Origin of the sequence: Micromonospora sp. NPDC000121 (assembly GCF_042899165.1) — a bacterium.
GTDB lineage: Bacteria > Actinomycetota > Actinomycetes > Mycobacteriales > Micromonosporaceae > Micromonospora.
The window spans coordinates 335,343-349,517 of the sequence record NZ_JBIAZP010000002.1; the positions used below are offsets into that span (position 1 = coordinate 335,343).

A 14,175-nucleotide genomic window follows, 5' to 3' on the forward strand; every position below is an offset into this window, starting at 1 on the left:
TACCGAGGCGGGCGGGCCGGAGACCGGCGGGCCGGAGACCGGCGGGCCGGAGATCGGGCGGTCGCCGCCGGCGGGAACCCGCCCCGACGGCGGGTACGGGCGCGGTTCGTCGTACCGGGGCTGGGCCGGTGGCGCGGCGGCCTCGTGCGGGCCCCCGTGGTGGTGGGGACGGTCGGCGGGCTCGGCCGGCCGACGGTGTTCGAGGTGCGGCGCGGTGCGGCGCGCGTCCCGGTCGAAACCGGGCTGCACCGGGCCGGGCGACGGCCAGGGGAGTCCACGGTCCTGCTGCGGATGAGCCCGCGGCTCCCGGTACGCGTCAGGATCCCGGTACGCCTCCGGCCGGGCAGCCTCACGCGGACGCCGCTGCGGGTACGCCTCGGCGCGCGCCGCCGCCTCGCGTGCCTGCCACCGCTCGTCCGGCTCCGGCTGGCGCCGTTCCCCGTCGCGGTACGGCTGCCCGCTCGCGGTCCGGTCGGGGCGCTGCCATCCGTCGGCGGGTACGCCCGGCTCGCGGCCACGTCCGCCCGGGGCGCGTTCCTCCGGCCGGTCGGGGCGTCGATCCCACTGCCCCGAGGCGGCGTGCTCCCACCGCCCGTCGGCGGCGCGTTCCCGCCGCTCGTCCCGGGAACGGTCCCGCGGCTCGTCGGGGAAACGGTCCTGCGGCGCGTCCGAGGGGCGGTGCTCGGTGGGGGCATCCCACTGGTACCGGGGCCGGTGGGCTTCTTCGCCCGTCCGGCGGTCGTCGTCGCTTTCCGGCCGACGGTCGTGCCCCGGTCCCATCCGCGGATCGTGGCCGCGCTCGACACGGCCGTCGTGGTCGCGTGGCGTCCGGCCGTCGTGGTCGCGTGGCGTCCGGCCGTCGTGACCGGGCTCTGGTCGGTGGTCGTGGTCCGCGCCCGGCCGACGGTCGTGGCTCGGGTCCGGCCGCTGGTACGCCGGCGACCGGCGCGGGTCCTCGTCCGGCTCGGGCAGCCAGCCCGGCTCGGAGTGGCCGGCGGGCGAGACGGGGCGGTCCCGCCCGGCCGGCTCGTGCCGGGACGGGCGGGCGTCGTAGCGGTCGTGACCGGCGTGGTCGCGCGGCCGGGGAGAGTCGACCGGCCAGCCCGCGCCGGAACGGCCGGGTCCGTCGAAGCCGCTCCGGGCGTTGCGGTGCGGTGGCTCCTGCCGGTGCGACTGTCGGTCGTCCGGCCAGGTCGGCTCCGCGTGCGGCCGGCGGTACGGCTCGTCGTCGCGCCGCCGCCCGTCGGGGCCGCCCGGCGGGCCGTTCCAGCCTTCCTGCCGACCGGGCCAGCCGTCGGGGTCGTCGTCCCAGGACCGGCCGACGTAGGTCCCGTCGGGTCGGGTCGGCGCGAGCGGGGGCACCTCGGCGCGGCCGACGGCGGCCGCCCGGCCCCGGGGCGCGGGCGGGGCGTGCTGGATGCCGATGTCGCCGGGGTAGCGCTGGCCCGGGAACTGCGGCTGCCACTCGGTGGTCGGCTCGACCATCCAGGACGGTTCGCCGGCGTCGTGCCACCGGTCGGCGTAGCGGCTCATCCGGGAGACCTGTCGCCACGGCGGGTGAGCGGAACGGCCGCAGCGCGCCGGCGGTGAACGGGCGCGCCCGGGTGACCGGCTGGCGTCCGCTCGCTCCCGGCGGCGCCCCGGTGGCCGGCTCGCGTCCGCTCGCTCACGGCGATGTCACCTCGTTGCAAATTGTCGCGCTGGGCGCCCCACGTGCCGGTAGAGTCGCCCGTTCCGGCATGGCGTGGCTGCGGAAGGAGGGTAGCGGCGTGGGCTCGCTCACCGCCACTGTGGCACCGCCCACCACCCCAAACGTTATCCTATGGTTCCGGACATTTAAGGCTATAACCGGATCAGGCTTCCGGCGTTACGCCACGTATCGGCAGGCGGCCGTGGCGGGCGTCGTCACCAACACGGTCTTCGGCTTCCTGCGCTGCTACGTCCTGCTCGCCGCGGCCGGGGCCGCCGGCACGGCGGCCGGATACGACCGGGGTCAGCTCGCCACCTTCGTCTGGGTGGGCCAGGGCCTGCTCGCCGTCGTCCTGCTCTGGGGATGGACGGACCTGGCGGACCGGATCCGCACCGGCGACGTCGCCAGCGACCTGCTCCGGCCGGTGCACCCGGTGACCAGCCACCTCGCCACCGACCTGGGCCGCGGCGGCCACGCCGCCCTGGTCCGGCTGGTCCCGCCGGTGCTGGTCGGGCCGCTCTTCTTCGAGGTGTACGTGCCCCGACGCTGGTCCACCCTGCCACTCTTCGTGCTCTCCGCCGTCGTCGCCGTGGTGCTCTGCTTCGGCTGCCGGTTCCTGGTCAACGCGACCGCGTACTGGTTGCAGGACGTCCGGGGCCCGATGATCCTCTGGACCCTCGCCTCGGGCGTGCTCGCCGGGCTCTACTTCCCGCTGCGCTTCCTGCCGGAGTGGCTCCAGCACGTCCTCTGGCTGGGCACCCCCTTCCCGAGCCTGCTCCAGACCCCGCTCGACGTGCTCGTCGAGCGGGACCCGACCGGCGCCCAGGTCGGGCTGGTCGGCCTCCAGCTCGCCTGGGCGGTGCTCGTCCTGGCCGCCTGCCGGCTCGTGCAGCGGCGCGCCGAACGCCGCCTGGTGGTGCAGGGTGGCTGAGGGGGTCGTCGCGGCGGGCGTCCGGCGCCGTGGCGGCGGGGCGTTGGCCGCGTACCGGGCGCTGCTCGGGGCGCAGGCGCGGTCGCAGACGGCGTACCGGGCGTCGTTCGTGGTCGACGTGCTCGGCAACGTCGGGTCCACCGTCTTCGACGTGCTGACGGTGCTCGTCATCTTCGGCGTCACGCGGGAGCTGGGCGGCTTCACGCTCCGCGAGACGCTGGTGATCGTCGGCCTCTCGACCTGCGCGTTCGCCACCGCCGACCTGCTGGTGGGCAACATCGAGCGGCTGCCCCGCTACGTACGCACAGGGCTGTTCGACGCCGTGCTGGTCCGCCCGCTCGGCGCGCTGCCGCAACTGCTGCTCATGGACCTGCCGCTGCGCAAGGTGTCCCGGGCGGTCTTCGGCCTCGCCGTGCTGGTCGTCGCGGTCGGCTCGGCCGGCGTCGAGTGGACTCCGGGGCGGGCGCTGCTGGTGGTCGTCGCCCCGCTGGCCGGCGTGCTCTTCTTCGGGGCCGTCTTCGTCGCCACCGCCACCGTCTCCTTCTGGTGGGTCGACTCGGGCGAGCTGGCCAACTCGGTCACCTACGGCGGCCGGGACTTCACCTCGTACCCGGTCACGGTGTTCGGCGGCTGGTTCCGCGCCGTGTTCGCGTACGGCCTGGGCTTCGCCTTCGTCAGCTACCACCCGGCGCTGGCGCTGCTCGGCCGCGCCGACCCGCTCGGCCTGCCGGCCTGGGTCGGCTGGGCCGCGCCGGCCGTCGCGCTGGTCGCCGCCGCCGGGGCCGCGGCGGCCTGGCGCACCGGCATCCGCCACTACCGGAGTACGGGGTCGTGAGCGACGACGTCATCGTGGCCGACGGGCTGCGCAAGGAGTTCACGGTCCGGGTGCCGGCCGGCCGGCTGCGCCGGGAGAAGCGCCGGGTCACCGCCGTGGACGGGGTCGACCTGCGGGTGCCCCGGGGCGAGATGCTCGGCTACATCGGGCCCAACGGCGCGGGCAAGTCGACCACGCTCAAGATGCTCACCGGGGTGCTGACGCCCTCCGCCGGCGAGGTACGCGTCTGCGGCCTGCGTCCGGTCGCCCAGCGCACCCGGCTCGCGCTGCGCATCGGCGTCGTCTTCGGCCAACGCTCGCAGCTCTGGTGGGACCTGCCGCTGCGGGAGTCGTTCGCGCTGCTGCGGCACGTCTACCGGGTGCCGGCCGCCGCGCACGCCGCCCGGCTGCGCCGCTGCCGGAGCCTGCTCGACCTGGACGCCTTCCTGGACACCCCGGTCCGGCAACTGTCCCTCGGGCAGCGGATGCGCGGCGAGTTGACCGCCGCCCTGCTGCACGGCCCCGAGGTGCTCTTCCTCGACGAGCCGACGATCGGCCTGGACGTGGTCAGCAAGCAGGCGGTCCGCGGCTTCCTCGGCGAGCTGGGCCGGGCGGGGGACACCACGCTGGTGCTCACCACCCACGACCTGGCCGACATCGAGCGGCTCTGCCGCCGCCTGGTGGTGGTCGACCACGGCCGGGTGGTGCACGACGGGTCGATCGCCGCGCTGCACGCGCGGTACGGCTCGCGCCGGATGCTCGTCGCCGACCTGGAGGCCCCGCTGCCCGAGCCGCCGGCGCTGCCCGGCGCGCCGCTGCACCGGGTGGAGGCCGACGGGCGCCGGCTGGCGTTCGCGCTGGAGTCGGCGGGCGTGGCGGAGGTGGTGTCGGCGCTGGCCGCGCTGGGCACGCTGCGGGACGTCTCGATCGTCGAGCCCGACATCGAGGACGTCGTGGCCCGGCTCTACCGGGGTGGCGGGCCCGGCTGAGCCCGGCCCGGGCAGGTCAGGGGTGTTCCATCACCAGGACGGCGAAGGTGCCGGGGGCCAGCGCCTCGTAGCGGTGCGGCGTGTCGCCGGGGAACGTCGCGTAGTCGCCCGGGCCGAGCTCCACCAGGTCGCCCTCCGGCCCGACGCGCAGCCGCCCGGCGCCCACCACGATGTGCTCGACGCTGCGCGGGGTGTGCGACTCGGCCGTGCGTACCGTCCCGGGCTCCAGCTCGAGCAGGTAGACGTCCCGGCGGGCGTGGGCGGTGCCGGCGGCGAGCAGCGTCGCGGTGAGGTCGGAGTGCTCCGAGCGGATCCGGGGACCCTCCCCGGCCCGGACGACCCGGACGGCGGCGGCCGGCGGTTCGACCAGCCGGCTGAACGGCACCCCGAGCGCCACCCCGAGCGCCCAGAGGGTCTCCACGCTGGGGTTGCCGACCCCGGACTCCAGCTGGGACAGGGTGGACTTGGCGACGCCGGCTCGGCGGGCGAGTTCGGTGAGCGAGATGCCGACGCGTTCGCGCTCGCGGCGGAGCGCCACGGCGATGGTCGCCAGCGGGGGAGCCGGTTCGGCGGACATTGTTCGCTCCATCGTTCCGATTGTTCGGTTTGACGAACACAGGCGGGTGCGTTCATCATAACGGACCATGCGTACGGCACAGCGAACGGTCGAGGGCGCGGCAGTCCGCGACGTCGCCGCCATCGGCGCGGCGATGCTCGCGGTCGGCGCCTCGTTCGGCGCGGTGGCGGTGGCCGCCGGCCTGCCGGGCTGGGTGGCCGTCGTCATGTCCGTGCTGGTCTACGCCGGCGGCGCGCAGTTCATGGCGGTCGGGCTGGTGGCGACCGGGAGTCCGCTCGCGGCGGTCCTCGCCGGCCTGCTGCTCAACGCCCGACACCTGCCGTTCGGGCTGGCGCTGGCCGACAGCATCGGCCGCCCGCTCTGGCACCGGCTCCTCGGCAGCCACCTGATGACCGACGAGACGACCGCTTTCGCCCTGGCCCGCCCCGCCGGGGCCGCGCGCCGGCGGGCGTTCTGGCTCGCCGGCACCCTGCTCTTCCTGGCCTGGAACGTGGGGACCGTGCTCGGGGTGCTCGCCGGCGGGGCGGTCGGCGACCCCGCGGCGTTCGGTCTGGACGCCGCGTTCCCGGCCGGCCTGATCGCGCTGCTGCTGCCCGCGCTGCGGGACCGCGACACCCGGCGGGTGGCGCTGGCCGGCGCGGTGCTGTCGGTGCTGGCCACCCCGCTGCTGCCGGCCGGGCTGCCGGTGCTGCTGGCGCTCGCCGGCCCGGCGGTGCTGGCCGTGGCCGCCGTACGCCGGGCACGGCGGGCCGCGGGCCCGGGCGGCGCGGGCGGCAGCCGGACGCCGAGCGCGCGGGGCGGGACGGGGGAGGGATCGTGCTGATCGCCGTGATCGTGGCGCTGGCCGCCGGGACGTACGGCTTCCGGGTCGCCGGGGTGCTGCTGCGCGACCGGCTCGACCTGCCGGAGTGGTCCCGACGGCTGCTGCCGGTCGCTGCGGCGGCTCTGCTGGCCGCGCTGGGCGCCACCGCCGCGCTCACCGAGGCCGGCCGGTTCGCCGGCTGGGCCCGGCCGGTCGGCGTGCTGGTCGGTGTGCTGCTGGCCTGGCGGCGGGCGCCGTTCGTGCTGGTGGTGCTCGCCGCCGCCGGCACCACCGCGGTGCTCCGCCTGCTCGGGGTGCCGTAGCGCGCCACCGACCACGAGCGCCTCCGCCGGCCGGCCCGGCCCGTCCCCTGCCGACGGCGGGCGCCGTCGACGACGACGGCCCCTCGCCGCGGTGCGGGGAGGGGCCGTCGGTACGGCAGGGTCAGACCGGGTCGCCGATGTTGACCCGGGGCTCGGGCGCGCGCATCCGGCGGAAGGTGATCGACCGCATGATGGCGTAGAGGTAGAGCGAGCCCATCCGCTGCCCGGTGTTCGGGAAGCGTTCCCGGACCAGCTTGCGGATCTTGCGGGAGATCAGGAACGAGTCGATCACCACGCCCAGCGCGAGCGCGCCCCAGAGGATGTTGGAGACCAGGCGGACGATCGGGGGCATCGCCGCGTTCGAGCCGATCAGCACGATCAGCGCGCCGCCGAAGAACCAGGTGCCGACCGTACGCCGGGAGTCGACCACGTTGCGGGCCAGCAGCCGCTCGGGGCCGCGGTCACGGGGCCCACCCTCGCGCCGGAACTCCGCCGCGGACTCCGCGCGCAGCTGCCGCCGGCGCTCCCGCGCCTCCTCCTTGGTCAGCGGCTTGGTGGCCGCGGCCGGTCGCCGGCCGGCGCTGGGCCGCTTCGGCGTGACCTTGCCCAGCTCCTTCTTGCTCGGGGTGTGGCCCCGGGGCTGGGCGGGCGAGGACTCCTCGTCGGGCGTCACGGAGGTGACGGCCTCGTCGACGAGGTCGGTGGACTTGCGGCGAAACAGCGACGGCACGCGGAAAGGGTAGCCAAACGACGGCGCCCGGTGCACATCGCGGTGCACCGGGCGCGGTCGGAGTGGCCGACGTTACGGACGCTCGACGTGCGCGCCGAGGTCGGCGAGCTTGGCCTCGAAGTCCTCGTAGCCCCGGTTGATCAGGTCGACGCCGTAGACCCGGGAGGTGCCCTCGGCGGCCAGCGCGGCGATCAGGTGGCTGAAACCGGCCCGCAGGTCGGGAATGACCAGGTCGGCGGCGTGCAGCTTGCTCGGCCCCGCGATCACTGCGGAGTGCTTGAAGTTGCGCCGGCCGAAGCGGCACGGGGTGCCGCCCAGGCAGTCCCGGTAGACCTGGATGTTCGCCCCCATCGAGTTCAGCGCCTCGGTGTAGCCGAGCCGCTGCTCGTAGACCGTCTCGTGGACGATGGACAGGCCCCGGGCCTGGGTGAGCGCCACCACCAGGGGCTGCTGCCAGTCGGTCATGAAGCCCGGGTGCACGTCGGTCTCCAGCGCCACCGACTTCAGCTCGCCGCCCGGGTGCCAGAACCGGATGCCGCCCTCCTGGCCGGGGTCGCCCAGCTTCGGCGGCCGGGCGTCGGTGACCTCGTACTCGCCGCCGACCGAGCGGAAGATGTTCAGGAACGTCATCATGTCGGCCTGCTGCGCGCCGAGGACCTCGACGTGACCGCGGGTCGCCAGCGCCGCCGCGGCCCAGCTCGCCGCCTCGATCCGGTCCGGGATCGGCCGGTGCGTGTAGCCGTGCAGCCTCGGCACGCCCTGGATCTCGATCACCCGGTCGGTGTGCACCTTGATGATCGCGCCCATCTTCTGCAGGACGCAGATCAGGTCGATGATCTCCGGCTCCACCGCCGCGTTGCGCAGCTCGGTGACGCCCTCGGCCATCACCGCCGTCAGCAGCACCTGCTCGGTCGCGCCGACGCTCGGGTACGGCAGCGAGAACTTGGTGCCGTGCAGCCCGTTCGGCGCCGACAGGTGCAGACCCTCCGGGGTCTTCTCGACCGTCGCCCCGAACTCGCGCAGCGCCTGGAGGTGGAAGTCGATCGGGCGCGGCCCGATGTGGCAGCCGCCCAGGTCCGGGATGAAGGCGTGGCCGAGGCGGTGCAGCAGCGGCCCGCAGAACAGGATCGGGATCCGGCTGGAGCCCGCGTGCACGTTGATCTGGTCGGTGCTCGCGCTCTCCACGTTCGCGGGGTCGAAGACGAGCTCGCCGTCCTCCTCGCCGTCGGTGACCTTCACGCCGTGCAGGCCGAGCAGGCCGCGGACCACCTCGACGTCACGGATGTTGGGCACGTCGAACAGCCGGCTCGGGCTGTCGCCCAGCAGCGCGGCGACCATCGCCTTCGAGACCAGGTTCTTCGCGCCGCGCACGCGGATCCGCCCTTCCAGCGGAGTACCTCCGTGTACGACCAGGACGTCGTCGGTCAACGCAACCTCCAGCGCGTCGGTGCTGCCGTGTTGATGGTGGGTTCGCGATGTCTTCGCTACCCGGAATGCGGTCATGTCGAAACGGCCGCGTGAGTCGTCGCCCCGGCAGCATAGCCCTCCGTGACGTAAATGGACCCGGTCAGATCGCCCCTGAGGGCACTAATCGGTGATCGGGCCCATTTCCGTACCATTGGTGCTACCGAGCGTGATCAGTTCGCCGCGGGCGGCGGGGTGTCGACCCCGGGCAGGGCGAGCATCTGGTCCAGCGCCGCCCGGGCGTGGCGCGCGGTGTCCGGGTCGACCGTGATCTGGTTGACCACCCGGCCGGCCACCAGCTCCTCCAGCGCCCAGACCAGGTGGGGCAGGTCGATCCGGTTCATGGTCGAGCAGTAGCAGACCGCCTTGTCCAGGAACATGATCTGCTTGTCCGGGTGGGCCAGCGCGAGCCGGCGGACCAGGTTCAGCTCGGTGCCGACCGCCCACGCCGAGCCGGCCGGGGCCGCCTCGATGGTCTTGATGATGTACTCCGTCGAGCCGACGTGGTCGGCGGCGGTGACGACCTCGTGCCGGCACTCCGGGTGGACCAGCACGTTCACCCCCGGCACCCGCTCCCGCACGTCGTTCACGCTGTCGAGGGTGAACCGGCCGTGCACCGAGCAGTGCCCCCGCCAGAGGATCATCTTCGCGTCGCGCAGCTGCTCCGGGGTGAGCCCGCCGTTCGGCTTGTGCGGGTCGTAGAGCACGCAGTCGTCCAGCGAGAAGCCCATCTCCAGCACCGCCGTGTTGCGGCCCAGGTGCTGGTCGGGCAGGAAGAGCACCTTCGACCCCTGCTGGTACGCCCAGTCCAGCGCCCGCCTGGCGTTCGACGAGGTGCAGACCACGCCGCCGTTGCGGCCGACGAAGCCCTTGATGTCCGCCGAGGAGTTCATGTACGTGACCGGGACGGTCTGCTCCGCGATGCCCAGGTCGGTCAGCACGTCCCAGGCCGTCTCGACCTGCGACAGCACCGCCATGTCCGCCATCGAGCAGCCGGCGGCCAGGTCCGGCAGGACGACCTTCTGCGCGTCCGAGGTGAGGATGTCGGCGCTCTCGGCCATGAAGTGCACGCCGCAGAAGACGATGTACTCCGCGTCGGGGAGGGCCGCCGCCTCGCGGGCCAGCTTGAACGAGTCGCCGGTGACGTCGGCGAACTGGATCACCTCGTCGCGCTGGTAGTGGTGCCCCAGCACGAAGACCTTGCTGCCCAGCTCCGCCTTCGCCGCCGCGGCCCGGGCCACCAGATCCGGGTCGCTGGGCGCCGGAAGGTCGCCCGGACACTCGACGCCACGCTCGGTGGCGGGGTCGCTGCCCCGGCCGAGCAGCAGCAGAGCCGTTGCGGTGTTGGAGGGTTCCACCCAGGTCGAAGTCACGTACCCCATGGTCCCACAGGGCGGTCCGAGCGCAGCCTCGACCGGTGTGGGCTGCCACACTGCTCGACATGCGCGTGCTGCTCTGCCCGGACAAGTTCGCCGGCACCCTGTCGGCCCCGGAGGTCGCCGACGCCGTGTCCGCCGGCTGGCGCGAGGTGGCTCCCGGCGACGACCTGCTCGTCCGGCCGCTGTCCGACGGCGGGCCCGGCTTCCTCGACGTGCTGGGCGACGCGCTCGGCGGGCGCCGGATCCGGGTGCCGACCGTCGACCCGCTGGGCCGCCCGGCGGCCGGTGAGATCCTTCTCACCACCGACGGGACGACCGCCTGGCTGGAGAGCGCCCAGGCCTGCGGGCTGCACCTGCTCGACGCGGGCGAGCGCGACCCGAAGACCACCACCTCGTACGGCCTGGGGGTGCTGGTCGCCGCCGCCGTGGAGGCCGGCGCCCACACCGTGGTGATCGGCCTGGGCGGCTCCGGCACCAACGACGGCGGCGCGGGGATGCTCACCGCCCTCGGCGTGACCCCGCTGGACGACGCCGGCCGGGCGCTGCCGTACGGCGGCGCGGCGCTGGCCGCCGCGGTCGCGCTCGACGGGGCGCCGCGGCTGCGCGACGCCCGGCTGGTGGCCGCCACCGACGTGGACAACCCGCTGCTCGGCCTGCACGGGGCGAGCAACGTGTTCGGCCCGCAGAAGGGCGCCGACCGGGCCGACGTGCTGCTGCTGGACGCCGCGCTGGAACGCTTCGCCGCCGTGCTGGAGCGGGACCTGCCCGGCTGCCCCGACCGGCTGGGCGCCCTGCCGGGCGGCGGCGCGGCCGGCGGCCTCGGCGCGGCCGTCCTGGCGCTGGGCGGGCACTGCGAGTCGGGCATCGGCCTGGTCACCGGGGCGATCGGCTTGGACGCCGCGCTGGACGAGGTCGACCTGGTAATCACCGGGGAAGGCTCGTTCGACCACCAGTCGCTGCGCGGCAAGGTGGTGGCCGGGGTGGCCGGCGCCGCCCGGGACCGGGGCCTGCCCTGCGTGGTGCTGGCGGGCCAGGTGAGCACCGGCCGGCGGGAGGCGGGCGCGGCCGGGGTCACCGACGCGTACAGCCTGGTGGAGCACTTCGGGGGCGAGGAACGCGGCGGGCTGGCCGCCGCGCTGGAGCGCCCGGCCGAGGGGCTGCGGGCGCTCGGCGCCCGGCTGGCCCGGCAGTGGAGCCGCTGACCGGCCCGCCGCGCCCGCGTCACGGCGGCCCCGTGAGGCCGGCCGCGGCGGCGTACCATCGGATCTGGACCACACCGGGAATGGCTGGGCGACGTGAGATGTTGGCCAGTGCGTCCGGACCCAACCGCGCAGGGAGATTTCACGTGACCACGCCAGCGCAGACCGAGTCGACCGAGGCCAAGGCCCCCACGTCCGTCGTCCTCACCGACGTCGCGGCGCAGAAGGTCAAGGCCCTGATCGAGCAGGAGGGCCGCGACGACCTGCGGCTCCGGGTCGCCGTGCAGCCGGGTGGCTGCTCCGGCCTGCGGTACCAGCTCTTCTTCGACGAGCGCTCGCTCGACGGTGACGTCGTCACCGACTTCGACGGTGTCGAGGTCGTCGTCGACCGGATGAGCGCCCCCTACCTGGCCGGCGCCACCATCGACTTCGCCGACCGCATCGACGCCCAGGGCTTCACCATCGACAACCCCAACGCGGGCAACTCCTGCGCCTGCGGCGACTCGTTCAGCTGAGCCTTCTCCGCTCGCGACCAGCGGGGCCGTCCCCTCGGGGCGGCCCCGCTGCCGCGTTCGGGCCCGGTAGGGCAGCCGAGAAGATGACCGTGGCCGGACCGACGGGTCATCCTGAGGGGGCCGGACCGGTAGGCTGACCGGCGCCCTGCTCCCGACCCCGAGGGTTGACATGAAGATCGCGGTGACCGGCTCGATCGCCACCGACCACCTGATGAGCTTCCCTGGCCGCTTCGCCGACCAGTTCATCGCCGACCAGCTGCACAAGGTGTCCCTCTCCTTCCTGGTGGACGACCTGGTGCTGCGCCGCGGCGGCGTGGCGGCGAACATCGCCTTCGGCATGGGACAGCTCGGCCTGCGCCCCGTGCTGGTCGGCGCGGTCGGGGCGGACTTCGCCGACTACCGCTCCTGGCTGGAGCGGCACGGGGTCGACTGCGACTCGGTGCACGTCAGCGAGGTGGCGCACACCGCCCGGTTCGTCTGCACCACGGACACCGACATGTGCCAGATCGCCTCGTTCTACGCCGGCGCGATGAGCGAGGCCCGCAACATCGAGCTGGAGCCGGTGGCCCGCCGCCTCGACGGGCTGGACCTGGTCCTGGTCGGCGCGAACGACCCGGCGGCGATGCTGCGGCACTCCGGCGAGTGCCGGGAGCGGGGATACCCCTTCGCCGCCGACCCGTCCCAGCAGCTCGCCCGGATGGACGGCGAGGACGTCGTCGCGCTGATCGAGGGCGCCGAGTACCTGATGACCAACGACTACGAGAAGTCGCTGTTGCAGAGCAAGGCCGGGCTGAGCGACGCGCAGCTGCTCGACCGCGTCAAGGTCCGGGTCACCACGCTGGGCAAGCACGGCGTGGAGATCGCCGGGCGCGACTTCGACCCGATCCACGTGCCGATCGCGCGGGAGATCCGGGCGGTCGACCCCACCGGGGTCGGCGACGGCTTCCGGGCCGGCTTCTTCACCGCGCTGTCCTGGGGCCTCGGGCTGGAGCGGGCCGCCCAGGTGGGCTCCCTGCTCGCCACGCTGGTGCTGGAGACCGTGGGCACGCAGGAGTACGACGTCCGCCGCGACCTGTTCGTCAAGCGGATGGCCGAGTCGTACGGCGACGTGGCCGCCGAGGACGTCCGGCCGCACCTGCTGCCCTGATCCCCGCCCCTCGGTGTCAGGAAGGGCCTTTCCGCCCCAGCGGAGGCGGTGACCGGGTGCCCTTCCTGACACCTCTCAGTGCAGGCGGCGGACGTCGAAGGCGGGGCCGTCCGGGCCGGTGACCGTGCCGAGGAACTCGTGGCCGCGCATCCGGCACCAGGCCGGGATGTCCACCGCCGCCGCCGGGTCGTCGGCCAGCACCCGCACCACCGTGCCGACGGGCAGCTCGGGCAGCCGCCGGGCCACCGCGATCACGGGCAGCGGGCAGCGCTGACCACGACAGTCGAGGATCTCCGCCGGCGCCGTCACAGCCCCACCACCCCCGCCTCGGCGCGCAGCCGCGCCACGATCTCGGGCAACTCGGCGAGGAACCGCTCCACGTCCGCCTCCGTCGTCTCCCGGTGCAGCGAGACCCGCACGTTGCCGTGCGAGAGCACCCCCATCGCCTCCAGCACGTGCGACGGGCGCAGCGTGGAGGAGGTGCAGGAGGAGCCGGACGAGACGGCGAACCCGTGCCGGTCGAGCGCGTGCAGCAGGGCCTCGCCGTCGACGTACAGGCAGGAGAAGGTCACCAGGTGCGGGAGGCGGTCGTCGGGATCACCCACCACCTCCACGTCGGGCACCTCCGCCGCCACCCGGGCCCGGATCCGGTCCACCAGCGGCGCCAGCCGGGCCGCCTCGGCCGCCGCGTCGGCCGCCGCCGCGCGCAGGCTCGCCGCCGCCGCGACCACCGCGGGCAGGTTGAGCGTTCCCGGCGTACGCCCGGACTCCCGCTCGTCGGCCGGCCAGGGCGACTCCCACCGGGTGCCCTTGCGCACCACCAGCAGCCCCACCCCGGGCGGGCCGCCCCACTTGTGCGCGCTGGCGGTCAGCACCGACCAGCCCGCCGGCACGGGCGCCCGGCCGACCACCTGGGCGGCGTCCACGAACAGCGGCACCCCGGCCTCGGCGCACTCGCGCGCCGCCTCGGCGACCGGCTGGCGCGTGCCGACCTCGTGGCTGGCGGCGATCAGCGCGGCCAGCGCCACCCCGGGCGCCCGCACCGCCGCCGACCAGCCGTCCAGGTCGAGCCGGCCCGACCGGTCCACCGGCACCGACGTCGCCGTGCCGCCCGCCGCGACGTGCCGCTCGGCGGCGTGCAGCACCGCCGAGTGCTCGATCGCGGAGTGCACCAGGGTCGGGCCGACCCGCCGCCGACCGGCCAGGCCGCCGAGCACGGCGGCGTGCGCGGCCGTCGTACCGCTCGGGGTGAAGGAGATCTCGTCGGCGCGCACGCCGAGCGTCTGCGCGGTGGCCTCGCGGGCGGCGTCGAGCAGTTGCCGTGCGCGGCGGGCCTGGGTGTAGAGCCGGGCGGGGTCGGCCCAGCCGTCGTCGAGGGCGGCCAGCAGCGCCTGTCGGGCGACCGGGTGCAGCGGCGCGGCGGTGGCCGCGTCCAGGTAGACCGGGGAAGCGCTCACGGCTGCCAACGCTATCGCGCCGGTACGCTCAAGATCCCCCCGATGGGGGCGGAGAGTGACCCCAAGACGGTCGAGTCCGCCATGGTCGAGTAATCTGCGACCGTCGGTGACGCCTTTGCCGCCGGTGCTGTCGCTCCGCTCGGCGGAGGCCGGCAGAA

Annotated in this window: 14 protein-coding genes; 8 read left to right on the forward strand and 6 right to left on the reverse strand. The window is 74.9% G+C overall.

Going from position 1 to position 14,175, the window contains the following annotated elements; translation table 11 throughout:
- Positions 1-1,769 precede the first annotated feature (1,769 nt).
- From ACFY23_RS07605 to ACFY23_RS07615, 3 genes are read left to right on the forward strand one after another with little or no spacing between them, the layout of a single operon-like run.
- Positions 1,770-2,621 (forward strand): ABC-2 family transporter protein, encoded by an 852-nt coding sequence (locus ACFY23_RS07605; RefSeq protein WP_350682125.1) that lies wholly within the window; start codon positions 1,770-1,772, stop codon positions 2,619-2,621.
- The gene (locus ACFY23_RS07610; RefSeq protein ID WP_350682123.1) at positions 2,614-3,456 is read left to right on the forward strand and encodes an ABC-2 family transporter protein; all 843 of its coding nucleotides are present in this window, start codon (positions 2,614-2,616) and stop codon (positions 3,454-3,456) included. The genes ACFY23_RS07605 and ACFY23_RS07610 overlap by 8 nt, the downstream gene beginning before the upstream one ends.
- On the forward strand, positions 3,453-4,424 hold the full coding sequence (locus ACFY23_RS07615; protein ID WP_350682121.1) for an ATP-binding cassette domain-containing protein: 972 nt from the start codon (positions 3,453-3,455) through the stop codon (positions 4,422-4,424). The genes ACFY23_RS07610 and ACFY23_RS07615 overlap by 4 nt, the downstream gene beginning before the upstream one ends.
- Before the next feature lie 16 nt (positions 4,425-4,440).
- Here ACFY23_RS07615 and ACFY23_RS07620 read toward each other — a convergent pair whose 3' ends face one another.
- Positions 4,441-5,001: an XRE family transcriptional regulator gene (locus ACFY23_RS07620; protein WP_350682119.1), complete on the reverse strand. Its 561-nt coding sequence runs from the start codon at positions 4,999-5,001 to the stop codon at positions 4,441-4,443.
- Positions 5,002-5,068: 67 nt separating this feature from the next.
- Between ACFY23_RS07620 and ACFY23_RS07625 the strand changes: the two genes are divergently transcribed.
- Together ACFY23_RS07625 and ACFY23_RS07630 are read left to right on the forward strand one after the other, a co-directional pair.
- The gene (locus ACFY23_RS07625; protein ID WP_350682117.1) at positions 5,069-5,824 is read left to right on the forward strand and encodes an AzlC family ABC transporter permease; all 756 of its coding nucleotides are present in this window, start codon (positions 5,069-5,071) and stop codon (positions 5,822-5,824) included.
- A complete protein-coding gene (locus ACFY23_RS07630) occupies positions 5,818-6,126 on the forward strand; it encodes an AzlD domain-containing protein (protein WP_350682115.1) in 309 nt (102 codons plus the stop codon). The genes ACFY23_RS07625 and ACFY23_RS07630 overlap by 7 nt, the downstream gene beginning before the upstream one ends.
- Before the next feature lie 121 nt (positions 6,127-6,247).
- Here the strand turns inward: ACFY23_RS07630 and ACFY23_RS07635 are convergent, their stop codons facing one another.
- The 3 genes from ACFY23_RS07635 to nadA all read right to left on the reverse strand — a co-directional run bounded on the left by ACFY23_RS07635 (position 6,248) and on the right by nadA (position 9,693).
- On the reverse strand, positions 6,248-6,856 hold the full coding sequence (locus ACFY23_RS07635) for a DUF3043 domain-containing protein (protein WP_350682113.1): 609 nt from the start codon (positions 6,854-6,856) through the stop codon (positions 6,248-6,250).
- 72 nt (positions 6,857-6,928) lie between these two features.
- Complete coding sequence (murA, locus tag ACFY23_RS07640; protein WP_350682111.1) at positions 6,929-8,284, reverse strand: UDP-N-acetylglucosamine 1-carboxyvinyltransferase; 1,356 nt, start codon at positions 8,282-8,284, stop codon at positions 6,929-6,931.
- A 209-nt stretch (positions 8,285-8,493) separates the two neighbouring features.
- Complete coding sequence (nadA, locus tag ACFY23_RS07645; RefSeq protein WP_350682109.1) at positions 8,494-9,693, reverse strand: quinolinate synthase NadA; 1,200 nt, start codon at positions 9,691-9,693, stop codon at positions 8,494-8,496.
- Between the two features lie 68 nt (positions 9,694-9,761).
- Between nadA and ACFY23_RS07650 the strand changes: the two genes are divergently transcribed.
- The 3 genes from ACFY23_RS07650 (at position 9,762) to ACFY23_RS07660 (ending at position 12,560) form a co-directional block, all read left to right on the forward strand.
- A complete protein-coding gene (locus ACFY23_RS07650) occupies positions 9,762-10,901 on the forward strand; it encodes a glycerate kinase (protein ID WP_350682141.1) in 1,140 nt (379 codons plus the stop codon).
- 143 nt (positions 10,902-11,044) lie between these two features.
- A complete protein-coding gene (erpA, locus tag ACFY23_RS07655) occupies positions 11,045-11,413 on the forward strand; it encodes an iron-sulfur cluster insertion protein ErpA (protein ID WP_091104634.1) in 369 nt (122 codons plus the stop codon).
- A 169-nt stretch (positions 11,414-11,582) separates the two neighbouring features.
- A complete protein-coding gene (locus tag ACFY23_RS07660; RefSeq protein WP_350682107.1) occupies positions 11,583-12,560 on the forward strand; it encodes a carbohydrate kinase family protein in 978 nt (325 codons plus the stop codon).
- 75 nt (positions 12,561-12,635) lie between these two features.
- Here ACFY23_RS07660 and ACFY23_RS07665 read toward each other — a convergent pair whose 3' ends face one another.
- Positions 12,636-12,869: a sulfurtransferase TusA family protein gene (locus tag ACFY23_RS07665; RefSeq protein ID WP_350682105.1), complete on the reverse strand. Its 234-nt coding sequence runs from the start codon at positions 12,867-12,869 to the stop codon at positions 12,636-12,638.
- Complete coding sequence (locus ACFY23_RS07670) at positions 12,866-14,017, reverse strand: aminotransferase class V-fold PLP-dependent enzyme (RefSeq protein WP_350682103.1); 1,152 nt, start codon at positions 14,015-14,017, stop codon at positions 12,866-12,868. Before ACFY23_RS07670 ends, ACFY23_RS07665 begins: the two co-directional genes overlap by 4 nt.
- Positions 14,018-14,175: the final 158 nt, after the last annotated feature.